This is a genomic window from Deinococcus humi, from assembly GCF_014201875.1.
Classification (GTDB): domain Bacteria; phylum Deinococcota; class Deinococci; order Deinococcales; family Deinococcaceae; genus Deinococcus; species Deinococcus humi.
In genome coordinates, this window is record NZ_JACHFL010000003.1 from 106,596 (window position 1) to 133,527 (window position 26,932).

The following is a 26,932-nucleotide window of genomic DNA, read 5'->3' on the forward strand; positions in this document are numbered from 1 at the left end:
CTCCACACCAACGACGGGGGTGTCCGGGTCATCCCGAATCCCCCCGTCTGCTCTAAATGGTGCTCAGAGGCTGGCGTTCCAGGCTTTCACGATGTCGTCCAGCGCGGCCTTCACGGTCTTCTGTCCGGCCATCGCGCTCTCGATGTTGTCCTTGAAGACCTTGTTCAGCTTGCTGGCGTCCGGGTAGTTCAGGGTCAGGTCCTTGGCCTTCTTCAGCTCGGTGCTGGCGACCAGTTTGCCCTGATCGATGGCCGAGGCGCCGCCCTGCTTGAAGAATTTGTCGGTGCTGGACTTGACGGTGCTGGGGAAGGTGGTCTTGGTGACCTTGCTGAACTGCAGCTGGTTGGCGTCGTTGGTCAGGAACAGCGCCAGCTTCTGCGCCAGGGCACGGTCCTTGACCCCCTTGGGCACGGTGAAGCCCATCAGCGGCGTGTGGATCACGTTCCCGGCGAGGTTGATCGGGTACGGCGCCACCTTGGTCAGGTTGTAGATCGCCTTGTTGTCGTTCTCCACCCGGATGATGAACTGCGGCCCGGTGATCAGCATGCCCAGCTTGCCCGACGAATACAGCTCGGTGGCGGCGGTGTACCCGCGGCGCATGGTGTCCTCGGGGATGTAGCCCGCCTTGTACAGATCAACGTACTGCTGCACCAGCTTGATGTGTTCGGGGCTGTTGAACACGGCCTTGTTGCCCGCCTTGTCCAGCACGGGCAGGCCCGCCTCCTGGAACAGATACAGCATGTTGATGCCGCCGATGTTGGGCATGAAGCCGTACAGGCCGGTCTTGTCCTTGATCGTCTTGGCGGCGGCGATGATGGTCTGGATGGTGCGCGGCGGGTTGTTGGGATCGAGGCCCGCCTTCTTGAAGATGTCGGTGTTGTACGCCACCACCTTGGGGGCCCAGTACCACGGCACGCCCATTACCTTGCCGTCGAAGGTGAAGGTGTTCAGCGGAGACTCGAAATACAGCTTTTTGGCCGCCGCGTCCAGCGTCAGCGGCTCCAGCGCCCCCTGCTGCACCAGCTTGACCGCCATATCAGAGGACAGGTTCACGGCGGCGGGCGGGCGGCCCGAGGCGACGGCGGCCAGCAGCTTCTGCTCCATCGCATTGCTCGGGACGTCCACCCATTTCAGCGACACGTTCGGGTTTTCCTTCTCGAACTGTGCCACCAGCCGGTTCATCTCGTCGTTGAACAGGGGCGCGAGGCTGATCGTCCAGAATTCAAGTTGGGTCTTCTGCGCGCTGGCCACGGTGGCAGAGGCGGCGGCGAGTAGGGCGGCGGTCAGCAGGGCGGAACGGGAGGGCAAAATTTTCATGGGCGACTCCTGGAGAAGATGAACGGAGAAAGGGGACGGCGCTGGAGATTGGATTGAGGATTGATGCCGAGAATGTAGCGCCACGCCCCTGCGCTTGCCTGAGAAGTTGTCTGCCTTCCTCATGTGCGGGGGCTGCGCGGGTCACGCGTTACCCTGCATGGCATGACTGCCCAGACCCTGCCCGGCGTATTCGCAATGGTGGACATTCCCGGTCCCACGCTGGACGCCGACACCGCCGCCCACCTGAAAAAACACGGTGTCCGCAGCGTGTGTCTGTTTGGCAAGAACATCGAGTCTGTGGGGCAATTGCGACAGCTGTGCGCCGACCTGCGCGAGGTGCTGGGAGAGGACGCTCTGATCGCCCTGGACCACGAGGGCGGCGCGATTCTGCGCCCGGACTTCTGGCCCTTCGCCCCCAGCGCCATGGGTCTGGGCGCGGCGGACGACGTGGGCCTGACGCAGGCGGTCTCGGCAGCGCTGGGCCGGCAGCTTCGCAGCGTGGGCATCAACTGGAACTTTGCCCCGGTGCTGGACGTCAATGTCAGTCCGGCCAATCCGGTGATCGGCGAACGGGCCTACGGTGCGGACCCGGCCCTGGTGACGCGGCATGGTGGTGCGGCGCTGGCCGGGTACGCGTCGGCGGGCGTGGCGGCCTGCGTCAAGCACTTTCCGGGTCACGGCGACACGCGGGTGGACAGCCATCTGGCGCTGCCGCGCGTGGACAAGAGCCGGGCTGAACTGGAGGCCACCGAGTTCGCCCCCTTCCGTCATCTGCTGCCCCAGACGCCCGCCGTCATGACTGCCCACATCGTCTACCCGGCGCTAGATGAGGTTCATCCGGCCACCCTCTCGCGGCGCGTCCTGACCGGGCTGCTGCGGCAGGAATGGGGTTACGGCGGCGTGACCGTCACTGACAGCATGGGGATGCGGGCGATCGATGACCATTACGGGCGCGGTGAGGCCGGGGTGCTGGCGCTGGAGGCCGGGGCCGATCTGGTGATGGCCCTAGGACGCCGCGAGGCGCAGGAGACGACGCTGGAGGCCATTGGCGCGGCGATGAAAACCCGCCTGAACCGTCAGGAGCTGGACGCCAGTCTGGCGCGTCTGCACGCCCTGGCCCGGCAGGCTCCGGCGGAGGCGGATGTCTCGCTGGACCCGCAGAGCGACGCGGCCCTGTTCCGCCGCGCCTGGGCACAGGGCCTGACCGCCTACCGCAACCCCGTCGCCCCACAACCCGGTGCCCGCGTTACGCTGATCGCCCACCGCCAGCCGGTGCGCGAGACGGTGAGCGAGGCGGGTGCAGACGCCGAAACGCTGGCCCGCGAGCTGGCACAGGTCTACGAGGTGAGGCTCGTTCCTTTTGAGACGCCCGAGGCCATCGACTGGCAGGGGGCCCGCGCTGGGGGCGATCCGGTGATTCTGGCCACCACCGCCCGTCACCGGCACCCGGCGTTGATCGGGGTCCAGCCGGACCTTCACCTGTGTCTCTACAATCCCTACGCCGTGCTGGACGTGGACGCCCCCGCATTGCTGGCCTACGGGTTTCGCCCCGAGGCCCGCGCCGCCGTCCTGGGTTGGTTGAAGGGGGAAGCGGGAGCGCAAGGCAGCCTGCCGTTCGGCCCAGCCTGATCCGAGTCGCTCAGGGGTTGTCCCGCTCCCACGGCCACTGATCCGGCGCGGCCGCCACGCCCAGCGCCCGTGGCCCGGTGTGGACGTTCAGGACCGGATTGACGCCCGCCGCTCCTGACCACACGATGGGATGTCGTCCCCTCAACTGTTCCATCAGCGCGTCCGCGTCCTCGCGGATGTTGCCGTACAGCAGGCCCACGCGTAGGGGCGTGCCCTCACCGTACGTCCGGGTCACCTGCTGCCCCACCGCCTCGATGCCGCCCTTGTAACTGCGGGCGCGGCCGACATTGGTGTACGCACCCGTCGTCTTGTCCACCGTGATAACCGGCTTGAGGTTCAACAGCCCGCCCAGCGTGGCCTGCACCCGCCCGATGCGGCCGCCCCGGCGCAGGTACTCCAGCGTTTCGATGGTGAAATATAGTTCGGTTTCCTGTTGCACCGCGCGGACCCATTCCAGCGCCGTTTCCAGCGACTCGCCCCGCAGGGCAGCGGTCTGCGCGGCATGCACCTGGAATGCTTGCGCCGCGCTCAGCGTGCCCGAGTCGTGCAGGCGAACGTCTATGCCGTCCAGCACCCCCCGCGCCTGATCGGCGGCGTTCCGGCTCCCGCTGAGCCCCGCGCTGATGGTGACCGCCAGCACCTGTGGCGAGCCCGCTTCCCGGATGGCGTCGGCCCACTCCTGCGGCGTCGGCTGGCTGCTGGTGGGGTGCTGCGGGTTGGTCTGCAACTCCTTGAACAGATCGGCGCGGGAGATCTCATCGGTGCGGTAACTCCTGCTCCCGAAGTTGACCGAGAAGGGGGCGACGGGCACAGCGTTGTTCAGGCCCTCGAAGGCGTCGAGCCCGCCATCGGTCGCCACGGCAAAGTGCGGTCTGGTGTCCTGTGTCATCTGATCTCCTGTTCGTTCATCTGTTCCACCAGTTTCAACAGGGCGGTGTGATCCTCATTCGGGCCGATCATCCGTGAGGCGGCCCGGCAAAGGGCGTCTACCTGGGCCAGCACCGGGGCGCTGCCCTTGACGCTGTCCACCAGGTCCATCGCGATTCCTGTGTCTTTGGCCAGCAGGCCCAGCCCGAAGGTGGGCGGAAACTCGCGGGTCAGCACGCGGGCCGGAATCAAGTTTTCGGAGGCGTTGCTGCGGCCGCTGCTGGCGTTGATGACCTGCAGCGCGGCGTTCAGGTCCACCCCACCTCTGCCGAGCACGGCCAGCCCCTCGCCCGTTGCCCACAGATTGACCGCCAGCAGCGCATTGTTCACCGCCTTGACGGCGAAACCTGATCCTGTGTCGCCCACATGGACGGCGGTGCCCGCGAAGGCCAGTTCGCCGCGCACCGCCTCTACCTCGTCTGCCGGACCACCGAGCATCACAGTCAGGTTGCCCGCCTTCGCGCCGTTGACCCCGCCGCTGACCGGGGCATCCAGGAACCGTACGCCGTGCGTCAGCAACCGCGCCCGCTGCGCCCGCGCTGCGTCGGGATGCCCACTGGTGCAATCCACCCAGACGGTGCCGGGATTCAGGTGCGCCTCAAGCTGTCCGATCACCTCATCCACGTCCGCGCTGGTGGGCAGGCAGGTAAAGATCACCGACGCCTGGGCTGTGTCCTGCAGCGTCGCGGCCTGCGTGCCGTACTCGGCGGCGTGGGCCAGGGCTTTTTCCATGTGGCGGTTCCAGACCAGCACGCGTCCACCCGTCTGGGCAGCGCGGCGGGCCAGGGCGGCGGCCATCGGCACGCCCATCGCGCCGAGGCCCAGAAATGCGGCAGTCTTCATCCTGAACAGGCTAGAGGGAATGGGTGGGCCGGCGGCTGAACTTGGACGCGGTGTAATCTTTAGAGCCGAGAACCCTGCCCTGCGCGGCCGCCGTGTGCCTCCCCGGCCTTTCGGAGCGGTAGGCTGGGTGTATGACAGCGGAGCAAGGCTGATGGAGGCCGTCGCCTGGATCGTTCATCCGGCCGCGGGGCTCGCGCTGGGGCTGTTTGCCTCGGTCCTGTTTTCCAAACGTGGGCGGCAGTGGGAGGCGGTGGCCTTCGCGTCGGCGCTGCTGTTGCTGCTGGCCGTGCTGGGCGCGGATTGGGACGTGCATCCGGCGGCGGGAATGCTGCTGGGGTATTTCGGCTCCACTGCTTTCGGCCACTGGCAAAAGCGCTGGCCTGCGCTGCTGGCGGCGCTGGTGGCCTCTGGCTTCTTCATGCTGGTGGGCGCGGACTGGATGATCTTTCCACTGGCGGTCATGGGCCTGATCTGGCTGTTCACGGCAGCCTTCTCATTCGTGGGACGGTCCGACAAGACTCAGGTGGGCGCGGCGCCCAAGGCACCCGCCGAGTTGCCCGAGCAGGCTGGGGGCTTCTCCCTGGGCTCATGGTTTGGGGCGGGGGAGAAGCACTGGGAACTGGTGACGGCCACCCCCGCCCCGGCCAGGGTTCCAGGCCCGAAAGTGGCCCCCCAACCCGCTGCCGATCCCTATACTGAGTGGATGCGTGACAGCCGCCTGCCCGGCGAGGCTCGCGCGCAGCTGGTGGCGCTGAATCTGCGGACCAAGGAGGCGCTGACACATCTGCACGGGCTGGACCAGCAGGGCAGCGAGGCCGAATATCTGGCCCGTGCCATCCGCGAGGAGTACGTGCCCACCGCCGTGAGCGCCTACCTGAAGCTGCCGCGCACGAGGGCGGACACCGCCCCTATCGAGGGCGGCAAGACGGGCCGAGACCTGCTGCGCGAACAGCTCGATCTGCTGCTGGAGGCGGTACAGGACATCCTCGACGCCACGCTTCAGGCGGGGGGGCGCGAACTGCTGACCCACCAGCGCTTTCTAGAGGACCGCTTTGGCACAGCCGCCGAGAAAGCGGACGATCTCAAGGTCTGATGTCACCCCTCGTCCGTCCCGCCACCCGGGCCGATGTGCCGGCCACGCTGGAGATCTACAACCACGCGGTGCTGCACACCACCGCCTCGTACGACCTCGAACCCATCTCGCTGGAGACCCGCCTGGACTGGTTTGACCGCAAGCGGAGGGCAGGCTGGCCTGTGCTGGTAGTTGTGGATGGTCCCAGGGTGATGGGCTGGGCCACCTATGGCCCCTTTCGCGAGAAGCTGGGCTACGCGGGGACAGTGGAACACAGCGTTTATATCCGGGACCGTCTGCGCGGCAGGGGCCTGGGCAGGCTGCTGATGACCGCGTTGATTGACGACGCCAGGACTGCGGGTTTTCACGTCATGGTGGGCGGGGTGGACGCCGCAAATACGGACAGTCTTGCCTTTCACGCGAGGCTGGGCTTCGTGCAGGTGGCGCATTTTCGGCAGGTAGGGCGAAAGTTCGGACGCTGGTTGGACCTGGCTTTCATGCAACGTCACCTGAGCGAGGAGGCAATGACAAGCAGCAGTGCGCTGACCCCCAGAATCTGATGCCCAGTTGACAGTCCTCCGCACGTTCCTCATAGGCGGCTCATAAGCTGCTGGGTAGGGAAGGTTAGGGTTGACAGCGAAATGATCCGTCCTCTTCTGACCGTGACCCTGCTGGCGGGTCTGCTGATTCCAGGCCAGGCCCATGCCGTGCCGGTGAAACTGGACAGCCTGCCGCTTTCTGTGGAACCCAACGCCAAACTCCTGACCCTGAACCAAGCCGGGATTCGAGCCGCCTTTCCCTCGGCGGCAGGCCGTCCTGACGCGGTCTTCATGACGGAGGACCGCAAAGTCAGCGTGGCCTTCGAGTGGCGGACCAGCAAACTGGCGGCCAACGAGGTGGAAAAACTCGTGGCGCAGTTTCCTGCCGTGATCCGCGCGCAGGTGCCGAATGTCAAGACCCTCAAGTCCAGCCTGCTGCAGATGGGCGGCTCGCCGTGGGCGCAGTTTGTGTTCACCACTCCAGGACAGGACGATGATCTGCGGCGCGAACTGATGGTCACCAGCGCGGGAGGCCGCATGCTGGTGCTGACCATTGCGGGCAAGGTCAAGGACTACTCGCGCAATGAAGCCGTCATCCGGAACCTGACCAACAGCGTCCGCCTGAACTGAGGCTGTTGAAGCGGTCTGCACAGCGCGGCGCCTGCACCCTCTCGGGGCCTTATGTATTAGCCCCTCGTCACTGTGGCGAGGGGGGTTTCGGCTGTGGTGTAGACCTGAACCGTGCAGAGCTCGGATGTGGCCGAGGGAGCGCCTCTCAGCCAGGGCCATAAAACCAGACACCCACCGCTTCCCTCATCTCCCCAGAGGCGCTATACTCTTCGGTTGGGTGCCCCCATGACCCGCCGTGCGCGCTCAAGCGTCGTGCACCGGCCTGGCCCAATGACGGCGAGATCTGACGCTGGGCTGGCATGAGGACGGCAAACTCTTCCCACTCAACGCTTACTGGAGCCCTACCATGTCGTACATCAGCATGAAGCAACTGCTGGAAGCCGGAGTTCACTTCGGCCACGAAACCAAGCGCTGGAATCCCAAATTCAAGCGCTTTATCTTCGCTGAGCGCAACGGTATTTTCATCATCGACCTGCAGAAGACCCTCAAGCAGGTGGACCGCAGCTTCGATTTCATCAAGGAACTCTCGGAGCGCGGCGGCGTCATCCTGTTCGTCGGCACCAAGAAGCAGGCGCAGGAAATCGTGGAGCTCGAAGCGCGCCGTACCGGCATGCCCTTTGTCACTAGCCGCTGGCTGGGCGGGATGCTCACCAACTTCAAGACCATCCGCACCCGTATCGACCGCTTGAACGAACTCGACGATCTGTTCGAGTCCGAGCGCATCAATGACCGTCCCAAGGCCGAGCGCATCGCCCTGGGCGCCGAGCGCGAGCGTCTGCTGCGCTTCGTGGGCGGTATCCGCAAGATGAACCGTCTGCCCGACGCGATCTTCGTTGTGGACCCCACCAAGGAAGTCATCGCCGTGCAGGAGGCCAACAAGCTCGGGATTCCCGTGATCGCGCTGGCCGACACCGACAGCGATCCGGACGTGATCGACTACATCGTGCCCGGCAACGACGACGCGATCCGCAGCATCCAGCTGATCACGCACCGCATCGGTGACCTGCTGGTCGAGGCCCGTGGCGGCGGCGAGGACGTGTCCGGCGAGCGCGTGGAAGGCGAGAACGCTGGCATGATGGCCGCCGAGCAGGGAGCCGAGGGCGATACCGCTCAGCTCACCAGCACGCAGGGCCGCAGCTAAACCCATTTCGCAGCTCAACCCAGTTCAGAGGTGGGGGGCGTCGCTGCGCGGTACGCGGGCCGCGCCCCCCATTTTTCCCGTGAATTCAATTCAGGAGGAACCAAGATGTTGGAATCGATCAAGAAACTGCGCGAACTGACCGGTGCGGGCATGATGGACGTGAAGAAGGCCCTGGCCGACGCGGGCAACGACGAGGACAAGGCAGTGGCCCTGCTGCGCGAGCGCGGCATCGTCAAGGCCGCCAAGAAAGCCGACCGTGAGGCCCGCGAAGGTCTGGTGCGCTTTATGGTGGACGGCAACGCCGCCGCGATGGTGGAAGTCAACAGCGAGACCGACTTCGTGGCGCGCAATGCCGACTTCCAGCAGCTGGTGGAAGAACTGGCCCAGGCGGCCCTGAAGGCCAAGACCAGCGACGTCGAGGAACTCCGCAACTTCACGATGGATGGCGGCGAGACCGTAGGCACCGTTGTGGCCGCCGCTGCCGGACGCATCGGCGAGAACCTGGTGCTCAACCGTGTGGCCTACATGGAAGGCCAGCAGATCGCCGGGTACGTGCACAGCAACGGCAAGATCGGCGTGCTGGTGGATCTGGAGGGCGGCAGCGCGGCGCAGGCCAAGGACGTTGCCCTACATGTGGCCGCCGAGAACCCGCAGTACCTGAAGCGCGATCAGGTGAACAGCGAGGACATCGAGAAGGAGCGCGAGATCCTGACCAACAAGGCGCTCAACGAGGGCAAGCCCCAGCAGATCGTCGAGAAGATCGTCTCAGGGCAGATCGGCAAGTTCTACGAGGAAAAAGTGCTGCCCGAGCAGAAGTTCGTCAAGGACAACTCTGTGACCGTGGGCAAGTACCTGGGCGACGCCAGCGTGAACAACTTCGTCCGGTTCGAGATCGGCTCGTAATTCAAAGGAGGGGCGGCGCAGATGGCCGCCTCTTTTTTCGGGCCGCATTCTTCCTCTTCCCGGTGGCCCCAGCGGTTGCCGGGCTTTTTCTTGACACTTTCTCCTGCCTCTAAGGTGGTTTCCCTATGTTCAAGCGCGTTCTGCTCAAGCTCTCCGGCGAATTTCTGGCCGGGGAGGATGGCTTCGGCATCAGTCCCGACACCACCGCCCGCCTCGCAAGGCTGATCAGTGACGCCCTGAAAGGCAGCGAGATCGAGCTGGCCATCGTGATCGGCGGCGGCAACTTCTGGCGTGGCGCACGCAACGGCGTCGGGATGGACCCGGCCACCGCGGACTATATCGGGATGCTGGGCACCGTGATGAACGCCATGGCCCTGCAGGACGCCATGGAAACCGCCGGACGCCCCACCCGTGTCATGAGCGCCATTCCGATGGCCGCGGTGGCCGAGCCGTACATTCGCCGCAGGGCGATGCGTCACCTGGAAAAGGGGCGCGTGGTGATCTTCGGCGGCGGTAATGGCGCACCGTTTTTCACCACCGACACCACCAGTACTCTGCGTGCTCTGGAGATAGGTGCGGAAGTGGTGCTGATGGCCAAGAACAAGGTGGACGGCGTGTACGACAGTGATCCGCAGAAGAATCCAGAGGCGGTGCGCTTCGACACCCTGACTCACCACGAGGTCGTCGAACGCCGCCTGGCCGTGATGGATGCCACCGCCATCACGCTGTGTATGGACAAGGGGCTGCCCATCGTGGTCTTCGATCTGTTCCAGTCGGGCAACCTCGAGCGGCTGTTTCGGGGCGAGCGGGTCGGAACGCTGATTCAGAGCTGAAGGACTGACGCTGGACAGACGGCGACAGCGGAGGGACGATGAAGGCCCTGACGCCCTCACCGTGCGCAGCCAGGGTAAACTCGGCCATTCCTTCCTCGCCTCCACATTCATCTATAAGGAGTGTTTCCCCATGTCCGACATGAAAACCATTCAGGCCGAGACCCGCGAGAAAATGGGCAAGGCCATCGAGTCGCTGGAAAACAGCTTGAGCGTGCTCCGCACGGGCCGCGCCAACCCAGGCATCCTCAAACGAGTGGTGGTGGACTACTACGGTCAGTCCATGCCTATCGATCAGGTCGCCAGCGTCAGCACGCCCGACGCCCGCACCCTTGTCATTACGCCCTGGGACCGGGGCGCGCTGGCACCCATCGAGAAGGCCATCCGCGACAGCGATCTGGGCCTGAATCCCAACAACAAGGGCGACACCATCTTTATCAGCCTGCCGGTGTTGACCGAGGAGCGGCGCAAGGATCTGGTGAAGAACGCCAAGACCTACGCCGAGGACGCCCGCATTGCCATCCGCAACCTGCGCAAGCACTCGCTGGACGATGTCAAGAAGCTCGAGGGCATTGGGGACGATGACATCAAGCGCGGCGAGGCTGAGGTGCAGAAGATCACCGACGAGTTCATCGCCCGGGTGGACAGCACCTTCCACAAGAAGGAGCAGGAAATCCTCGGGTGAGGGCTGCGCCGAAAGGTGGCCCGCGGAACGTGGATCGTGGAGGATCACCACGGTCCACGTTCTCTGTTGTGGTTTCCTGCGGTCGGGGGGCGTTATGGAGAGCCTGAGCAGCCGCGTCCTGACCGCCGTGGTGGGTTTTGCCATCATCAGCGTCATCGTGTGGATCGGCTGGTGGGCCATGCTGCCGGCGCTGATGTTTCTGTCGGTGATGGGCCTGTACGAGTACATCCGCATGCTGGACCGCAATGACATTGACGTGCGACGGGCCAGTCTGGCTGTATTCGCCGCCGCGTTGATCGTCGCGAGCCTGCCCGTGTGGGCACAGACCCCGCCGTGGCCCGGCGGCTCCTGGCGGGAAGTGGTTTTGACCGTGGCACTGGGCTACCTGCTGGTCATGGAGGTCGTGCGTCCGGGCGAACGTCCGCTGGAACGGGTGGTCTACAGCATGTTTGGCCTGTTATACATCCCCTGGCTGCTAGGCTATTTTCTGCTGCTCCGCTACAGCCCGGACGCCACGGCGGGGTTGCTGTATTTCGCACTGCCGCTGCTGGCCACATTCGCTGCCGACATCGGGGGCTTTTTCGGCGGCTATTACTTCGGACGCCGGAAGCTGGCCCCGGAGGTCAGTCCGGGCAAGACGATAGAGGGGGCCATTGGCGGCCTGCTCGCAGGGTTCCTGATCGTGCTGGTCATCTCCAGCCTGAGCGGAATCTGGTCACCGCTGGAATCGCTGCTGTATTCCATTCTGGTGGCCAGCGCGAGTCAGCTGGGCGATCTGGCCGAGAGCCTGATCAAACGCGCCCTGAGAACCAAAGACAGCGGCACCAGTCTGCCCGGTCACGGCGGCTTTCTGGACCGTATCGACAGCCTGCTGTTCGCCGTGCCCGCCACCTATCTGTTCTTGCAGATCAGCGTGTTTTCCCGCTAGACCTTTCGCTCCCGATCCACAACAAAACCGGGCAGAAGTCTTCTCTCTGCCCGGTTTTGTTGTGGTCTGGCGCATCGTCTCGTCGATTGAACTCAGCACTCCTCAATCAGTCCGGCCATCATGAAGGGGCGCAGGGTTTCCAGCACAGTGCGCGGTGGCTCCCCACTGCGTTCCAGAAGGGTGCGGATATCCAGTTCCTGCGAGACCAGTTTCAAGGCACGGAACTGAGGGTGGGTGACAGGCTGGGCCTCGGTCCAGCGGGGCGTGAACCGCAGGCGACGTTGCCAGTCGGGAAAGGCCCGCAACAGCGGCTCCCAGGCGTTGCTTTCCTCGAACAGACGGCGCAGCGCCGAATCCCGGTGCAGGTGCAAGGTACGTTCGGGGGCGCTGATCCCCGGCTCGAACACAAAGGTCCCGCTCCCCAGACTGGCAAGCAGTTGCAGCGCGGCGTCACCGGTCAATTCGCCGCAGCGGGCGTGGATGATCTCGCCGCGTTCCAGCCACAGTTGACCGCCGCGCACGTGGTCCACGCTCAACAGCCCTTCACGGCCACTGGTCAGGAGCATCTGCATCACGGAAAGAAAAGGAAAGACTGCGAGGTCGCCGCGCACCATAACGTAGGCACAGTGTAGTGCCTGGAGTGACCAGAGAGGGCGGTGCGGCGGGTGCCCCCAGTGGGGGCGCGGTTGATGGCCGCTGGCCCGTCCCCGCAGGATCAGGGCAAGGTGTCATGTCAGAATGCCCCCATGATCACCGGGACAGGGCCGCTCCTCTCGCTGGCCGCGGCGGACGCGCTGGGAGCAGCCACCGAATTCAAGACGCCACAGACCATCGCCGCCCGCTACGGCCAGACCATTACGGACTATCAGCCGGGTAGCGTGTTTGGTTTCGCGCCGGGCGAGGCCACCGACGACACCCAGATGGTCGTGGCGACGCTGCTAGGCTACGCAAAGCAAACAGGTGTGGACGGTGTGCTGAGTGCCCTGCGTGATTGGCTGGCGGCAGGACCGCCGGACGTGGGCGGCCTGACCGGCGCAGCCCTGCGCTTCGCTACGCTTGACGGTGGTGTTCGCGCTTGGGAGGGCAGCGGCTTCCGAAGTGCTGGGAACGGGGGCCTGATGCGAATTGCCGCCGTGTGGATCGCCGGTTTCAAGGGAACTGGCCTGGCTCGCGAATCGGCAGCCGTGACTGCTCTGACCCACGCCGACCCGCGCTGCGTGTACGCCTCGGTCTTTCTGACCGCGTTTCTGGAGGCGCTCGCCGCTGGGCAACCCTACGCTGAGGCCGCTGCAGACGCCCTGGCGGTGACGGGCAACTTCGACGCCCGCGCTGCCCTGTTGGATGCTGAAATCTTTGGCGTCGACACACGGGATGCCCACGCGGCTTTCAAGGACCGTGAGCGACAGGCCAGGGCCGAGGTCCGCGACCGAGTGCATTCCGGGTTGGCAGGGAGGATGACCTCGCAGAGCGGCTTTGTGCTGGACACGCTGGAAGCTGCCGTGAAGCATGCGGGCGCCGACAGCTGGCACGCCTGCGTGGAGGCTGCCGTCTTGCTGGGCGACGACAGCGATACGGTGGCCTGCGTGGTCGGGGCCATTGCGGGGGCGAGGGGCTTTGAGGTTCCAGCCCGGCTGCTGCCGCCCCTGCGCCTGGGGCACACCTGGCCGGGCTGGCAGCGCGGCTGGGAATGTACCGAACATTTTCCCGAACTGGTGCGGGCAGTGCGGCAGCCATGAACGAGAGTGAATTTGAGAGGCTGGTGCGCCTGAATCCAGTCAATGCAGCCATGCTGGAACGGCTGCCAGACCTGGGCGTGCAGCAGGTTCACCTGGTTGCCGGGGCGCTGTTTGGCACAGTCTGGAATGTGCAGAGTGGCCAGCCTCCAGAAGCGCAGATCCGCGATTACGACGTGTTTTACTGGGATGATGACCCCAGCTACGAGGCCGAGGACGCCGTGATCCGCCGGGCCGAGGTGCTGTTTGGTGATCTGAAAGTCACTGTCGAGATCCGCAACCAGGCCCGCGTTCACCTGTGGTTCAACGGGAAGTTCGGCCAGGACCGCCCACCATTGAAGAGCGTTCGAGAGGGCATAGATCAGTTCCTGGTGGAATGCACCTGCGTGGGCATAGATGCGTTCGGTGATGTTTACGCCCCTTATGGTCTGGACGATCTGGCCGCTGGAATTCTGCGGCCCAATCCTCATAACCATACCCCCGGCCTGTGCGGCGCCAAGATCGCTGACTACCAGCGGCGCTGGCCATGGCTCCAGGCTGCGGGATCGGTGCAGATCTCTTAGCCTTGGCGCATGTCTGTGGACGTCGGACAACACTCACATATTCCAGCTACACTGGCCCACACGTGAAAGCTATCAGGGACGCGGAATTTCGGGATATTAGAGAGGGGTCAGTGACAGAACACGACAGGACGAGGACAACGTCTAACTACAGGCCAATGAGGATCACCGTCTGCGCCGCTTTGATGTTTGGTGCTCTCACCGTGACGCTGACGGCCTGCGCGCCGTACGTGGATACCCGCGCCATCGTTCCAGAAAACGATCCGTCTGAAGGGCCAGCCTATGCCGGGCCTCTAGTCATTACCAGAGGCGGCACCTATCAGGGCAACTGGCAGAGCTTTGATCCAGAGGTCGCAGCAGTCACCATCAAAACCCGTGAACGGGTCGTGATCGAAAATTCGTTTCTCCGTGGACGCGGCAATCTGATTCGCGGCATTAATGTGAACCTGATTGTACGAAATACCACCGGCTACGGCCTCAATCCCCTGACCAACGGCTCATTTCCTGGTCGTTTTCTCTCAGTCGAAGACGTGTTGAATCTGGTGGTCGAGAATAACAATCTGTTTGGTACTTCCGGTATTTATGTGCATCTCTTCAAGGGAAATCCTGCTGCTGGGCAGACCATCCGTATTCTTCGCAATCGGATCCGGAATGTAGATGGACGTTACGTTGATTACCGGGGCAAATTTACTGACAAGCGCTACTATGTGCAGGCTATTCAATTCAACCGTGTGGCGCGGGTGCCCAATATTGAGATTGCCTGGAACGAGGTAATCAACGAGCCAGGCAAGAGTGCTGTCGAAGACAATTTCAGCATGTATGAGTCAAGCGGCACCGCGTCCAGCCCAATCAGGATTCACGATAATTATATCGATGGAGCGTACGCCGCCAATCCCTTGAAGGCACAGAAATATTCGGGGGGTGGCATTCTCCTGGGCGATGGAAAGAAAGACGACATGGACATTGCAGGTGGGTATGCCGAGGTCTACAACAATCAGATTATTAACACTTCAAACCATGGAATAGGCCTTGCTGGGGGCCACCATCACAAGGTCTATGGCAATCGCATCGTTTCTGCTGGCCTGTTGCCAGGTGGAGTGATCGATCCAAATGCCAATGTCGGTCTGTATGTCTGGAACATTAATGGCAGCGCGAAAAACAATGCCCGGACTTTTATTAACAACTCAATTCAAAAGAACATTGTTGGCTGGAAACGATTCGGACCTGCAGGCAAGGTCTACTACCACAACCTTTGGACGCCAAGTTGTCTGGAGTCCGCAGGAAATATCTGTAAGGACAATGAGGCTTGGCCGGATCCTGTCGGTGATGACATCGCCAGTGAAGAATTTGCTCGTTGGCAGCAGAAGTTGAGTGAGGCGAAGGTGATTGTTGGTGTTCACAACTCTGTTTCCAAAGCTACATCGCCGTAACTTGGGACATGCAGTATTCGCGCCAAGTATTGTTATACATAATCTAAGCTAATCGTATTCTATGCGAAGGCATAATTATATAGAGATTGTCATACTTTTTTCAAGTAATGGTTTAACGAATTTAGGTAATAATTTAAAATATAGGGCGGATCTCTAGTATCTTTGGGAGTTTTTAATATCATTTTCCATTGAACTGCAACCAAGTACGTCTCACGGACGGGTGTTGGTGTCGCTCAATTGAATATCGACGATATGAAGAATATAGGTTAAATAGCTCATCCTCAGTCTGGTCTGCTGCTTCCTGTCAAATAACAATGCTCAGATCAAGCCCGAAAATCCATATAGGATGAAAGAATTATGGCTTTCTGCCGCTCCAGATACTTGGGAATAGCTTGAGGCTCTAAGGGACTGACTTTTTTGAGTTGTCGGCTGAACGGACGTTAATTCCACTGTTCAATAATCGGGGTAGCAGCCTTAGTTGTCGCAAAATGTGTTTGGCCTCGCCCCCAATAAATTCAAGGTGAGCTGGCCTTTTTACAATAGGACGCGGATTATGCACATTACATAGGGGCGCCGCATGACTACCATTGATTGAGAATTCTACGCACTTTAATCCTCGACAGCGGACTTTTGCAAGAGGAGAACCACGAACCAATAATGCCTTTCTAAGCCGCCATTAGGTGCGATTAGCTGTGATTGTCTTTGTGAGACGCGGGTGCCATAGGGATCGAACCCATACAAGACCCCCTTGTTCTGCTAGGCGGTGGGACACGGTAGAGCCTTCACGCACCGGATTTGCCCTAAACTGAAAGGGTTGCCCTGCTGGAGTGGTAGGGAGAGGAATTGGAGGGTCTTTGTGGCTTCTAACCTGAGTATTGGAATTGTCGGACTGCCGAATGTCGGAAAAAGCACACTATTCAACGCAATTACCCGCGCGGGAGCGCTGGCGGCCAACTACCCTTTCGCCACCATCGAGCCGAATGTGGGCCGTGTAACTGTGCCGGACGAGCGTCTCAGCGCACTGAGCAAAGTGTTCACCAAGGGTGAGCGCGTGCCGCCTATTATCCCCACCTTCGTCGAGTTTGTGGACATTGCAGGACTGGTCAAGGGGGCTAGCAAGGGCGAGGGCCTGGGCAATCAGTTCCTGGCCAATATCCGTGAGGCTGACGCGATTGCCCACGTGGTGCGTTGCTTTGCCGACGATAACGTGGTGCATGTGGCTGGATCCGTCAACCCGCTTGACGATATCGAGACCATCAACACCGAACTGATTCTGGCGGACCTGGCAGGACTGGAAAAACGGCTGGGCAATCTTCAGAAGAAGGGCAAGGGCGGTGACAAGGAGGCGCGTGAACACGCTGAGCTGGCCGAGCAGATCCTGGCTGTGCTGGGCGAGGGTCAACCCGCCCGCGCTGGCAAGTATGACGCTCCCGTCCCCAAGGATTTCGGCCTGATCACCACCAAGCCTGTGATCTACGTGGCGAATGTGGGTGAGGATGACCTGACTGAGGACAACGAATATGTCCGTCAAGTCCGCGAATATGCTGCCGCCGAGGGCGCAAGCGTGGTCAAGATCAGTGCGCAGATTGAGGGTGAACTGGCTGAGATGCCAGAAGACGAGGCACATGAGTTCCTGACCGATCTGGGCGTCATGGAAAGCGGGTTGGACCAGCTGGTCAAGGTGGGCTACCAGACGCTGGGTCTGATTACCTTCATTACCAGTGGCGAGAAGGAGGTCCGGGCATGGACCATCCGCAACGGCGAAAAGGCTCCTGAAGCAGCCGGTGAAATCCACAGCGATCTGGAACGTGGTTTCATCCGTGCCGAGGTCATCGAGTGGAACAAGATGGTGGAGGCCGGAGGCTGGGTAGGGGCCAAGGCCAAGGGTTGGGTCCGCACTGAGGGCAAGGAGTACGTGATGAAGGACGGGGACATCATGAACGTCCTGCACAGCTCGTAATTCCTGGCTCGAAAAAATGGCATTGACGGGCGAGGTGGGGCTGATAGATCATTCTGGCAGCCCTTCCGATAACTGGGCTCGTTCATGGAGCGTGACACCTGCTGAAATCCGTGCCATATAAACGAAATAGATGATGTGTCCTGGGAGAGCTCGGTGTATCCTGTCTCCAGCCCGTCACGAACCTGCCCACCATTGCTTTGTCTCTGGCGGTTAGGGGCTGGGCAGCCTGAAGCGAACGCATCCGCCATTCTGCCAGGACCCCAATCGCTCGTCTGTGGAGTTGCCTTGTCCGTGTCCCGCCGTCGACCAACCAGCGTTCCATCGTCCTCTTGGCAACCCGGGCAGCGGCGAATGTTCTTACTGGTGGTCATCATTGAGGTATGTGCCAGCATGGCGGCGCTGTGGTCGCAGGCTCCTGACTTCGACGCTCTGGACATCTGGGCACTGCCTCTGCTGTCAGCGCTGATGCTGAGCGCCCAGTTGCTGCTGGCAATCGGACTGATCCGCTACGAGAAGGCCCTGTCACTGGCTTTTATAGGTGCCTGCACCTATCTGTTGCTGGCCCTGAGCCACCAGTTCAGCGTGATGCCGCCTGGAGCCAGAACGCTTTCGGAGAACACTTACTGGTTTGCGGTGTTATATACGTCTGTGTTCTACGTTTATCCGCCGCGCCTCGCCGCTACCCGTGCCGTCTTGATCCTGAGCATTGCCATGGTCATCTGCGGCTGGCACTTGGCTATGACTGTTCCCGCCGAAACGCGCATGAGCCTGATCGGTGCCACGGCGCAGTTCCTGCTGAGCAGCAGCGTGCTGGTTCTGATCCAGTCGACCTTTGGGGCGCAGCGGGCGCAACTGCTGGCCTCACGCTCGGCTGCCCTGGTTGATGTGCTGACGGGCATTGCCAACCGCCGGGCTGCCGAAGAGCGTCTGCGGGAGCTGGCCGGGCGGAGAGCTGCATACACGGTAGTGCTGTTCGATCTCGATCATTTCAAGCAGATCAATGATAAGCACGGCCACGCCGCAGGCGACCTGGTGTTGCGCGGCGTGGCGCAATTGTCCCAGGCGCTTGTGCCGCCCGGCGGGATGGCCGCCCGCTGGGGTGGCGAGGAATTCTTGCTGATCCTGCCTCCGCTCGGTGCCAGCCAGGTCAGGAAGCTGTTGAATAATCTACGTAATGAGCTGCGCCAGCAGTGGCACGGCGAGGTGGTGGGGGTGACCGCCTGCTTTGGAGTGACCAGTGCGGATGTCGGAGAGCTGCCCGAGACTGTGATCGCGCGCGCGGATGAGGCGATGTACAGCGCTAAGCAGCAGGGGCGCAATGATATTCGACTGGCCGAGTGGCGGCGCAGCCCTGCCAGCTAAACGGCAGTCTAGATCTGCATGTCCACGTCACCGAGGTTCAAATGACAAACAGGATCATTAGGCTTCGCGCTCTTTGAGAGAGTCTACAATTCGTCCCTATATCCCTTCCGCACGCTGTTCCTATGAAGCTGCCGGGTAAGAGCGTGCCCTTATTGCCCCGCCGCCGCCGCCGCGTCCACGAACCAGACCGGATCATGGAGTCGCGCGACAGGATGATTTCCACGTCCAGCGCGCACGTCGCTCAGGGCTTTGGCCTTCTTCGCTCCGGACACCAGCAGCCAGCGTTGACGGGCCGCATTGATCTCGGGAAACGTCATGGTGATGCGCCACGTGTCCTGCTGGGGCACCCAGTTGGCCACCACCCGTCCGTCTGCACTCAGCGCCGCCGTGTTGGGAAACAGGCTAGCAGTGTGGCCGTCGTCGCCCATGCCCAGCAGATTCACATCCAGGCGTTCGGGCAGTGCGGCGGCGTAGGCTGCGGCGGCCTCCTCCAGCGGGCGGCGCTCACCTTCCATGCGGTGAATCTGGGCTGTCGGGACTGGGACGTAGGCCAGCAGGTCACGCTGCGCCGCGCCGTAATTGCTGTCGGGGCTGTCCGGCCCGACACTGCGTTCGTCACCAAAATAGATGTGGACCGCCTTCCACGGGATGTCCGGCAACTCTCGCAGGGTCGCGTACATCAGCCCTGGTGTACTGCCGCCCGACAGGGCGATATGGAAGGCTCCGCGCGCCGCGACGGCCTCGCGCGCTGCGCGTGCGAAGGCATTTGCTGCAGCATCTGCTGCAGCCTGGGCTGTGGGAAAGACATGCAGGTTCATGGCTGGCCTTCTCTGAGGGCTGAGGCGGCACCGTTTACAGCTCGCCTCCCGCTCACAGGGTCGCCTTGGCCAGCTTCCAGGCCCGCTCGAACATTTCTCCGCGTTCCGGGCGGGCCATCACGCGGCCCAAGCCCTCGGCCAGCGACATGGCTGGCACATTGACCTCCGAAACGTGTTTCTTATTCTCCCAGACGGCCTCCACCCGCGCGGTGTCGCCCTCGCCTGCGGCCAGAGAGAAGCGCACGCCCTCGCCCGCCAGCTCCACTCCACACAGATCGCCGTTTTCCCTTCCGCAGCGGGCCGCCTTGAATTCCACGCTGTCCAGGTTCTTCCAGCCCAATGTGTCGGCTACGAATCCAGCGTACAGGCGGGCGGGGAGGTCCTTACGGCCGGCGTAACGCACGGTCAGGTGGTCGACGTGGGGCAACTGCCGGGCCGCCTCGGGACTGTCGAACACCTGTGCCAGTGCTTCGCGCCAGCCCGCCGAGCGGCTCCAGCCCAGATCGGCCAGGGCATAGTGCCGGGCCGGGGGAATGTCCAGCGTTAGACTGTCGGCGATCACCTGATCGGCGATGTCAGTCAGCTCGTGCAGCAGCGGCCCGCCGGGCTTGATGTCCGCACCCCACCACACATGATTGACGGTAGCGGGGCGGAGCAGCGGGAGAATCGCGCCCTGAAGCTGCTCGGTGCTGGCGTCCAGGGTCAGCCGTTCCACGAAGGTTCCACCGCGCTGGGACACCAGACTGGCGTGAACCATCAGATCGTCGGTGCCGTCCATCACACCGATGATCTGCCGCCCGGCGTAACGCCCTTCCAGGCCCGCCAGCGCCTCTTGCACCCGTCCGAGATGCTGGCGAACGGTGAGCGCAATGATATTGCCGGTGTAGGCCCGGGTTTCCACGTTGGTCTGCGCCCACAGTTCGTCCAACGTCACCTGCGCCTTGCGGACGGAGGTCTCGACGGGACCGATGGTCTTGTCGGCGGAGGGCCTGGTCATAGGTTCACTCCTCGGGAGTACAGGTTGAAAGTTGCTACGTCCTGGGGAGCCCCAGGCCGCTTCTCCACGTTCACAGCCGCCTCCAGCGCCGGTCCGGGCCGATCAGCTTCTCCGCGTCCTCCGGGCCCCAGGTGCCGGCGGCGTAATTGGGAAAATCGGGAGTCTGGCCCTTGCCGGGGCGCACGTCCCAGGCCTCCAGAATGCCGCTGACGATCTGCCAGGCATGGTCCACCTCGTCCTCGCGCGGAAACAGGGTGGCGTCACCGATCAGGGCGTCGAGCAGCAACCTCGAATACGGGCTTTCAAGCTGCGCCCCGAAAGCGTCGTAGCGGAAGTCCATGACGACCTCGCGCAGGACCATTTCCTGGCCCGGCGATTTGGAGGAAAACTTCAGACTGACCCCCTCGTCGGGCTGAATGCGGAAGGCCAGCACGTTGCGTTCCAGGCCGCCAGGAAAGATGCCCAGCGGGGCCCGCTTGAAGACCACAGCGATTTCCGTGACCTTCTTGGGCAGGCGCTTGCCGGTGCGCAGGAAGAAGGGCACGCCCTGCCAGCGCCAGTTGTCGATTTCCAATTTGACGGCCACGTAGGTGGAGGTGCGGCTGCCATCATCGACGCCGGGTTCCTCGCGGTAGCCCGGTACCTTCTGACCGTCCATGCTGCCCGGGCCATACTGACCGCGGACCGCCACTTCTCCCACACGTCCGGCGGGAATAGGTTTGACGGCCCGCAACACCTTGGTCTTCTCGTCGCGGATGGCGTCGGCGTCAAATGCGGCGGGCGCTTCCATCGCCGTCAGCGCGAACAGCTGCATCAGGTGGTTCTGCAGCATATCGCGCACGATCCCCGCTTCCTCGTAGTATCCGGCGCGGCCTTCCAGGCCCAGGTCCTCGGCCGCCGTGATCTGGACGTGGTCCACGTAGCCCCGGTTCCACAGCGGCTCAAAGATGGCGTTGCCGAAGCGGATCGCCATGAGATTCTGCACCGTCTCCTTGCCCAGGTAATGGTCGATGCGGTAGACCTGCGACTCGTCCCAGGTGTCGTGGATGGCGGCGTTCAGCCGACGTGCGCTGTCCAGATCGCGTCCGAAAGGCTTCTCGATCACGAGCCTGCGCCAGCCCTCGGACTGATCAGCCAGGCCCAGGCGGCCCAGGCCATTGCTGATCGGCTCGAACAGGCTGGGCGGGGTGGACAGGTAGAACAGCGCATTCTTGCGCCCGCCGTGCGCTTCCTCGGCACGGTCCAGTTCCTTGCCCACCAGATCGTAGACCTCGTCCTCACCGAACTCGCCGAACTCGTAGAACAGCAGTTCGCGGAATTTCTCCAGACTGCCCGGCTGGATCGTGTCGGTCTCCTTGCTCTCCTGCAACGCCTTGACCGCGTAGTCCTTGAACTCCTCGTCGGTCATCTCCTGACGGCCCACGCCCACGATATTGAAGGCGCTGCCCAGCAGTCCGTCCTGCCACAGCCCGAAAATGGCGGGCAGCAGCTTCCGTCGCGACAGGTCACCCGTCACTCCAAAGATGACCAGGGTGGCCGGTTCAGGGGCACGGGTCCGGCGCATGGTGGCTCGGAAAGGGTTCTGACCGTCGGCTCCAGCCGCGCTCCGTGTGCGCTTGCGCGACCTCGCTGGAGTTGAGGAGGAAGAACCCTTCCTGGTCACGGGCTTTTTCTGGGTTGCCCCTTCGGAAGCCGAATTGGAGGGCTGCTCAGGCTCCGCCGCCTTCTTGCCACGCTTCGCAGTCATTCGTTGCCCTCAACGCGTTCCTGGCCGGTTTCACCCAGTTGCTCTTGCATGGACCCGTCGCCCTGCTGCCCGTCCCTGGAGGCGTGAATGTTTTCCGGTGCAGCGGCCTTGGGGTGCTGGCCCGGCTCCACTTCCGGCACGAAGCCTTCCTTTTTCGGCGTTTCCAGCGTCTTGACCGCATGACCGCCGAAGGCGCGGCGCATGGCCGACAGCATCTGCCCGGCATAGCTCGTTTCCTGCTGGCTGCGGAAGCGCATTTGGGTCGCCAGCGTCATCACGGGGGTTGGCACCCCCTGTTCGATGCTGTCGATGATGGTCCAGCGCCCCTCACCGCTGTCGGCCACATAGTCCGAGAGCTGGTTGAAATCCGCCGAATTCTTGAGGGCCTCGGCCGTCAGGTCCAGCAACCACGAGCGGATGACACTGCCGTACCGCCACAGCTCGGCGATCTGGGCCATGTCCAGCCCAAACTCCTCCTTGTGACGCATCAGCTCGAAACCCTCGGCGTAGGACTGCATCATGCCGTACTCGATGCCGTTGTGGACCATCTTGACGTAGTGGCCGGATCCTGACGGACCCATCCGTCCCCAGCCCTTATCCGGCTCAGGGGCCAGCACTTCCAAGACCGGGCGCATGCGCTCCACAGCTTCTTCCGCGCCGCCCACCATCATAGCGTAGCCCTCGGACAGGCCCCAGACACCACCGGAAGTGCCCACATCCACCATATGGATGCCCTTGGCCTCCAGGTGCTCGGCGCGGCGCATGGTGTCCTTGAAATTGCTGTTGCCGCCGTCCACCACAATGTCGCCGGGGGCCAGGCGCTGACCGAGATCATCGATCACCGACTGTGTGATCTTGCCGGCCGGGACCATCACCCACACCGCTCTTTGACCGGGCTCGCCCAGCGCCCCGATCAATTCGTCCATCGTGCGCGCGCCCTTCGCGCCCTGCTTCTCGATCAGCGCGACGCTTTCCTCGCTGCGATCAAAGCCGACGACCTCCTGGCCACCGCGTGTCAGGCGCAGGACCATATTGCCGCCCATCTTGCCCAGACCGATCATACCCATTTTCATTGAGCTCACCTCCGTTAGGGGGAAACGCTTCCATAGCTTCTGTCTGCAGGATTCCCCGTGTGTCTCACTGTCCAGCAAGCATGATACGCGCGCCTATTCTTGGGAGAAACTTGTCCTGATCTTCATTGCCACCTGACTGGCCGCAGCAGGCGAGGCGGGGCCAGCGAGCGTATTTCAGGCGGGAATACGGTGCATTCAGGAGTGGTACGTTGACGGTATGACCGCCCTTTCCCCCACTTCACCCGCCGCAGTGCTGGACAAGGCTGCGCGCGGCGAAAGACTGAATGCTGCCGAGATCGAGGCGCTGTACGGACTGCCGCTGCCGGACGTGGCTGGGGTCGCCAACGCCCTGCGCCTGGAGAGGCGGGACCCGGACACCGTAACCTTCCTGATCGACCGCAACATCAACTACACGAACATCTGCAATGTGGGCTGCAACTTCTGCGCCTTCTACCGCACCCGGCGTCAGCAGGACAGCTATACCCTGGACTACCAGGAGATCAGCGCCAAGATCGTGGAGCTTGAAGAGGTCGGTGGCACCCGCATCCTGATGCAAGGCGGCGTGAATCCCGAACTGGGTCTGGACTATTACACCGGTCTGCTGCGGCACATCAAGGCAAATCACCCCACCATCCGCATCGACGCGTTCTCGCCGGAAGAAGTGCTGTTCATGGAGAAGACCTTCGGTCTGAGCCTGGACGCCTTGCTGGACACCCTGATCGAGGCTGGTCTGGACGGCCTGCCAGGCGCAGGCGGTGAGATCCTGGAAGACGACGTCCGGGCCAGGGCCGCCCCTGCCCGCATTCGCAGCGAGGACTGGTTCCGCATCATCGACGCTGCCCAGCGCAAGGGGTTGTATACCATCGCCACCATGGTGATCGGCTTCGGCGAGACCTTTGCCCAGCGCGCCAGCCACCTCCTGAAGATCCGCGAGCAGCAGGACAAGGCCAACCGCGACTACAACGGCAACGGCTTCTCGGGCTTCGCGATGTGGACCCTGCAGACCGAGCACACCCGGCTGGCCGGCAAGGCCCCCGGCGCCACCGCACACGAGTACCTGCAACAGCTGGCTGTGGCCCGTATCGCGCTGGACAACCTGCACAACATCCAGGCGTCTTGGCCCGCGCAGGGCTTCAAGGTGGCGCAAGCGGCGCTGTATTACGGGGCGAACGATCTGGGCTCCACCATGCTGGAAGAGAATGTAGTGTCGGCGGCAGGTGGTGGCGGACGCCACAAGGCCACCGTGCGCGAACTGGTGCGTATTGCGGTGGACGCCGGCTTTACCCCGGCCATCCGCAACAGCCGTTTCGAGATCATCGAGTGGCCCGACGTGCAGACGGCGCTGGGCCACCACGAGTCCAACCCGGAAGAGGCCCGCGCCGTGGGGGCCGCCCTGGCGGCTGGTTAAGCCATGCTGGCGCTGGCCGTCGTCATCTGTGAATGCGGCCCCGCTGAGGCCTGGGACGCCCTCGCGGCCCCCACCCCTCCGCCTGAAGCGGGGGAGTTGATGGAACCCGGACAGCCCAGTCCCTGGCAGGCCGAGGCCCGCTTCATGATCGCCAACGCGGACGAACTGTTGGGCCTGCTGGAGCGTGCTGGCGTGGCTGACCGCGCCCATCCCAGGCACCTCAGCACCATGGTCAGTGCCGATCTGCTGTTCGAGGACGGTGATATTACTGGAGAAACGTGGCTGAGCCGCAAGGATCTGACGTTGCTGAAACCATATGCCACGCCAGAGATGCGGGCACGGATCGACGCCTGGGACGCGTTTTCACAGGTCTTCGAGGACGCTGGACAGGTCACCCGGCTGATCGTGTGGTTTATCCGCTAGAGAGGAAAGAGGGAATCGCTACTAGAACGGGCTGGAGGAGGCCACCGTCTCGCTCTGGGACTGGAGACTTACAACTTAAGCGCTTTGTGGTCAGGCCCCACAGTGGTCATCAGTTGCTTTGTGTGCAGCCAGCGCGGCGATATTCTCTGCGGCAACTGCCCCAACTCAACCGACGTTGACCTCCGCTTCCTGGGTCGGCTGAGCAGCGGCAGCCAGCCAATCCCCATGCCGGGCCAGAATTACGTTGAACCCAGGAACGCGCGCAACTGTCAAGTCGTGCAGGGGCATCGGCGCGTGCCCTGGCATGATCACCGCCCATTCCCTGCGGAAATCACGGCGCAGCGTGATGGCGCGTGCGCCGAACTGCAGCGATAGCGGCGGATCGTCGCGCAGTTCCACGCACACGCCTGAACCGTCCACGGGGAGGTGGACACGACTCTGCTTAAGTGGGGGGGGCAAATCTTCCCAGCGGTGGGCGGCGACATCGATTGCTCCGGCCAGTCGGTCATCCCAGGTGCCCGTCAACCCCAGCGGCCGCGCCGCAGCCCGCAGGGTGTCCAGAATGGCCTGTGCATTGTGTGGGGCCAGGTGGGCGCACAGGGCCTCGGCCCCCTTGCGGGCAAAACACATCAGCGCGGTAGGCGAGGCCAGGGCGTACTTGGCAGCGCTGCTGGCCGTCAGAGATCCGGAATCCACCCGGCCGTCACGCAGCAGTTGGGCGGCGGCCCGGCCCAGGCGAAGGGCAGCGTACGATTCTGCCGGGTCCAGCAGCAGCGAGACGGCTCGGCCCAGCGAGACCAGTCGGACCAGTTCATCGTGTGGACTGGTCTGGGCACGCAGCAGCAGGTACGCGCCACTCACGAAGGCCCGGAACTGCGTGTGGGGCAGTTTCAGGGTCACGCCGCGTTCCAAGGGGTCTGCCTGGGGTTGCAGCAACGCCACCTGATTGCCGGCCAGCAGTTGCCAGTTGTGACCGATGGCCTGCCAGTGGAAATCCGTTTCCCGCCAGCGCACGCCCTGGGCGCCCGGCAGGTAAATGACAAGGTCAGCCGCGCCGTCATCTGGCGCGCGCAGGGCGATGTTGGGCTGGACCGCGTACAGCACGCTGTGATTGGGAACGCCGACCAGCGTCGGCTGCGGATCGCTGGCCAGCAGTGGCCCCAGACCCTCGGTCAGGTCTCTTGCCGCCTGTCGGATAGCCGGACGCTCACGTGGATCGCGTGATGAGGGCTCGAACTGGGTCTGCAGGGCCTGGATCAGGGTGTCCTTGGCCTGAGGGGCCAGTTGTTCACGCTCGGCGGCGGCCACCCAGGCCCGCAGGACATCTTCATCGGGGTGACGTGGAAAGGGCGTCTCCTGAATCTGTGTCAGGGCTGTTTCCAGCCGCGCACTTCCGCCAGGCTGAAGCAGCAGTTCAACCGCGGCCTCCATCAGCACCTGCAGGACCTGGGGGTTGTCCAGAGCGGTCAGTGGATCGTTCAGTTTGGGGACAGCGAAGGTGATTTGACCGGCCAGCCCCGCCTGCCCGGCCCGCTCGGCGTTTTCCAGCGCGGCGTACAGCACCCGCAGGCTGAGCAGTTCTGGCTCTCGGCGCCAGTCGGCCAGGTGGCTCTTCAGGGCAGCGCGCGCGGCGTCTCCCCAGGCCAGCACGTGCAACTCGTGCCACGCCTGCGCCTCCTCGGACTCGCTGTTCGGCGTGACATCCCAGAGAGCCTGTTGTGGGGGCAGGGGAGAGGCGGCCTGCGGCCTGCTGAGGGTTTTCTGATACGCACGGAACTGACGATCTGCCTCCAGCAGCCGTCGGTACAGCGCCGATTCCAGCGGCGCGCTCAGCAATTCTTCACGCAGGTTGGCCAGCGCACGCCGTCCGCTGCGGGGCACCCGGCCCTGCAGCGTATCGGCCACGCGGTACTCGTAGAGCTCGACGAGTTCTGCCCAGCGCTCCCCCAGGCCTGGAGAAGAGTTCATGCCGCTGTC

Annotated in this window: 25 protein-coding genes; 16 read left to right on the top strand and 9 right to left on the bottom strand. The window is 63.1% G+C overall.

Going from position 1 to position 26,932, the window contains the following annotated elements:
• Positions 1 to 63: 63 nt before the first annotated feature.
• The gene (locus HNQ08_RS07300) at positions 64 to 1,317 is read right to left on the bottom strand and encodes an ABC transporter substrate-binding protein (protein WP_184129233.1); all 1,254 of its coding nucleotides are present in this window, start codon (positions 1,315 to 1,317) and stop codon (positions 64 to 66) included.
• A 162-nt stretch (positions 1,318 to 1,479) separates the two neighbouring features.
• Here HNQ08_RS07300 and HNQ08_RS07305 point away from each other — a divergent pair, with 162 nt between their 5' ends.
• A complete protein-coding gene (locus HNQ08_RS07305; RefSeq protein WP_342355682.1) occupies positions 1,480 to 2,946 on the top strand; it encodes a glycoside hydrolase family 3 protein in 1,467 nt (488 codons plus the stop codon).
• A 10-nt stretch (positions 2,947 to 2,956) separates the two neighbouring features.
• Here the strand turns inward: HNQ08_RS07305 and HNQ08_RS07310 are convergent, their stop codons facing one another.
• Positions 2,957 to 3,835 (bottom strand): DegV family protein, encoded by an 879-nt coding sequence (locus HNQ08_RS07310; protein ID WP_184129236.1) that lies wholly within the window; start codon positions 3,833 to 3,835, stop codon positions 2,957 to 2,959.
• On the bottom strand, positions 3,832 to 4,716 hold the full coding sequence (locus HNQ08_RS07315; RefSeq protein WP_184129239.1) for an NAD(P)-dependent oxidoreductase: 885 nt from the start codon (positions 4,714 to 4,716) through the stop codon (positions 3,832 to 3,834). Before HNQ08_RS07315 ends, HNQ08_RS07310 begins: the two co-directional genes overlap by 4 nt.
• Before the next feature lie 151 nt (positions 4,717 to 4,867).
• On the opposite strand from HNQ08_RS07315, the gene HNQ08_RS07320 reads away from it, so the two are divergent.
• The 8 genes from HNQ08_RS07320 (at position 4,868) to HNQ08_RS07355 (ending at position 11,444) form a co-directional block, all read left to right on the top strand.
• The gene (locus HNQ08_RS07320; RefSeq protein WP_184129245.1) at positions 4,868 to 5,809 is read left to right on the top strand and encodes a hypothetical protein; all 942 of its coding nucleotides are present in this window, start codon (positions 4,868 to 4,870) and stop codon (positions 5,807 to 5,809) included.
• Positions 5,809 to 6,348 (top strand): GNAT family N-acetyltransferase, encoded by a 540-nt coding sequence (locus HNQ08_RS07325; RefSeq protein ID WP_184129248.1) that lies wholly within the window; start codon positions 5,809 to 5,811, stop codon positions 6,346 to 6,348. Before HNQ08_RS07320 ends, HNQ08_RS07325 begins: the two co-directional genes overlap by 1 nt.
• A gap of 81 nt (positions 6,349 to 6,429) precedes the next feature.
• Positions 6,430 to 6,957: a hypothetical protein gene (locus HNQ08_RS07330; RefSeq protein WP_052195379.1), complete on the top strand. Its 528-nt coding sequence runs from the start codon at positions 6,430 to 6,432 to the stop codon at positions 6,955 to 6,957.
• A gap of 346 nt (positions 6,958 to 7,303) precedes the next feature.
• Positions 7,304 to 8,098, top strand: a complete 795-nt coding sequence (gene rpsB, locus HNQ08_RS07335; RefSeq protein WP_184129251.1) for a 30S ribosomal protein S2 — start codon at positions 7,304 to 7,306, stop codon at positions 8,096 to 8,098.
• Positions 8,099 to 8,203: 105 nt separating this feature from the next.
• Positions 8,204 to 9,001, top strand: coding sequence for a translation elongation factor Ts (tsf, locus tag HNQ08_RS07340; RefSeq protein ID WP_184129254.1), 798 nt, complete (start codon positions 8,204 to 8,206; stop codon positions 8,999 to 9,001).
• A 125-nt stretch (positions 9,002 to 9,126) separates the two neighbouring features.
• A complete protein-coding gene (gene pyrH / locus HNQ08_RS07345) occupies positions 9,127 to 9,834 on the top strand; it encodes a UMP kinase (protein ID WP_184129257.1) in 708 nt (235 codons plus the stop codon).
• A 130-nt stretch (positions 9,835 to 9,964) separates the two neighbouring features.
• Entirely contained in the window at positions 9,965 to 10,516 is a 552-nt protein-coding gene (gene frr, locus HNQ08_RS07350; protein ID WP_184129260.1) for a ribosome recycling factor, read from the top strand.
• A 94-nt stretch (positions 10,517 to 10,610) separates the two neighbouring features.
• The gene (locus HNQ08_RS07355; protein WP_184129264.1) at positions 10,611 to 11,444 is read left to right on the top strand and encodes a phosphatidate cytidylyltransferase; all 834 of its coding nucleotides are present in this window, start codon (positions 10,611 to 10,613) and stop codon (positions 11,442 to 11,444) included.
• Between the two features lie 92 nt (positions 11,445 to 11,536).
• Here the strand turns inward: HNQ08_RS07355 and HNQ08_RS07360 are convergent, their stop codons facing one another.
• Positions 11,537 to 12,058, bottom strand: coding sequence for a DUF4388 domain-containing protein (locus HNQ08_RS07360; RefSeq protein WP_184129267.1), 522 nt, complete (start codon positions 12,056 to 12,058; stop codon positions 11,537 to 11,539).
• Positions 12,059 to 12,190: 132 nt separating this feature from the next.
• Here HNQ08_RS07360 and HNQ08_RS07365 point away from each other — a divergent pair, with 132 nt between their 5' ends.
• From HNQ08_RS07365 to HNQ08_RS07385, 5 genes are all read left to right on the top strand, one after another.
• On the top strand, positions 12,191 to 13,180 hold the full coding sequence (locus HNQ08_RS07365) for an ADP-ribosylglycohydrolase family protein (protein ID WP_184129270.1): 990 nt from the start codon (positions 12,191 to 12,193) through the stop codon (positions 13,178 to 13,180).
• A complete protein-coding gene (locus HNQ08_RS07370) occupies positions 13,177 to 13,740 on the top strand; it encodes a nucleotidyltransferase family protein (protein WP_184129273.1) in 564 nt (187 codons plus the stop codon). Before HNQ08_RS07365 ends, HNQ08_RS07370 begins: the two co-directional genes overlap by 4 nt.
• 155 nt (positions 13,741 to 13,895) lie before the next feature.
• Positions 13,896 to 15,167 (top strand): right-handed parallel beta-helix repeat-containing protein, encoded by a 1,272-nt coding sequence (locus HNQ08_RS07375; protein WP_189366211.1) that lies wholly within the window; start codon positions 13,896 to 13,898, stop codon positions 15,165 to 15,167.
• 856 nt (positions 15,168 to 16,023) lie between these two features.
• On the top strand, positions 16,024 to 17,127 hold the full coding sequence (gene ychF / locus HNQ08_RS07380) for a redox-regulated ATPase YchF (protein WP_184129279.1): 1,104 nt from the start codon (positions 16,024 to 16,026) through the stop codon (positions 17,125 to 17,127).
• Positions 17,128 to 17,478: 351 nt separating this feature from the next.
• Positions 17,479 to 18,489 (top strand): GGDEF domain-containing protein, encoded by a 1,011-nt coding sequence (locus HNQ08_RS07385; RefSeq protein ID WP_184129282.1) that lies wholly within the window; start codon positions 17,479 to 17,481, stop codon positions 18,487 to 18,489.
• Between the two features lie 149 nt (positions 18,490 to 18,638).
• Here the strand turns inward: HNQ08_RS07385 and pgl are convergent, their stop codons facing one another.
• The 4 genes from pgl to gnd all read right to left on the bottom strand — a co-directional run bounded on the left by pgl (position 18,639) and on the right by gnd (position 23,202).
• Positions 18,639 to 19,307, bottom strand: a complete 669-nt coding sequence (gene pgl / locus HNQ08_RS07390) for a 6-phosphogluconolactonase (RefSeq protein ID WP_184129285.1) — start codon at positions 19,305 to 19,307, stop codon at positions 18,639 to 18,641.
• Positions 19,308 to 19,359: 52 nt separating this feature from the next.
• The gene (locus tag HNQ08_RS07395) at positions 19,360 to 20,304 is read right to left on the bottom strand and encodes a glucose-6-phosphate dehydrogenase assembly protein OpcA (protein ID WP_184129289.1); all 945 of its coding nucleotides are present in this window, start codon (positions 20,302 to 20,304) and stop codon (positions 19,360 to 19,362) included.
• A gap of 70 nt (positions 20,305 to 20,374) precedes the next feature.
• A complete protein-coding gene (zwf, locus tag HNQ08_RS07400; protein ID WP_184129292.1) occupies positions 20,375 to 22,051 on the bottom strand; it encodes a glucose-6-phosphate dehydrogenase in 1,677 nt (558 codons plus the stop codon).
• Entirely contained in the window at positions 22,048 to 23,202 is a 1,155-nt protein-coding gene (gnd, locus tag HNQ08_RS07405; RefSeq protein ID WP_268240008.1) for a phosphogluconate dehydrogenase (NAD(+)-dependent, decarboxylating), read from the bottom strand. Before gnd ends, zwf begins: the two co-directional genes overlap by 4 nt.
• 139 nt (positions 23,203 to 23,341) lie before the next feature.
• Between gnd and mqnC the strand changes: the two genes are divergently transcribed.
• Positions 23,342 to 24,532 carry a cyclic dehypoxanthinyl futalosine synthase gene (gene mqnC / locus HNQ08_RS07410; protein WP_184129295.1) on the top strand — a complete coding sequence of 397 codons (1,191 nt, stop codon included), beginning with the start codon at positions 23,342 to 23,344 and terminating at the stop codon, positions 24,530 to 24,532.
• Positions 24,533 to 24,535: 3 nt separating this feature from the next.
• The gene (locus tag HNQ08_RS07415; protein ID WP_184129299.1) at positions 24,536 to 24,955 is read left to right on the top strand and encodes a hypothetical protein; all 420 of its coding nucleotides are present in this window, start codon (positions 24,536 to 24,538) and stop codon (positions 24,953 to 24,955) included.
• 165 nt (positions 24,956 to 25,120) lie between these two features.
• Here the strand turns inward: HNQ08_RS07415 and HNQ08_RS07420 are convergent, their stop codons facing one another.
• The gene (locus HNQ08_RS07420) at positions 25,121 to 26,923 is read right to left on the bottom strand and encodes a hypothetical protein (protein WP_184129302.1); all 1,803 of its coding nucleotides are present in this window, start codon (positions 26,921 to 26,923) and stop codon (positions 25,121 to 25,123) included.
• Positions 26,924 to 26,932 lie beyond the last annotated feature (9 nt).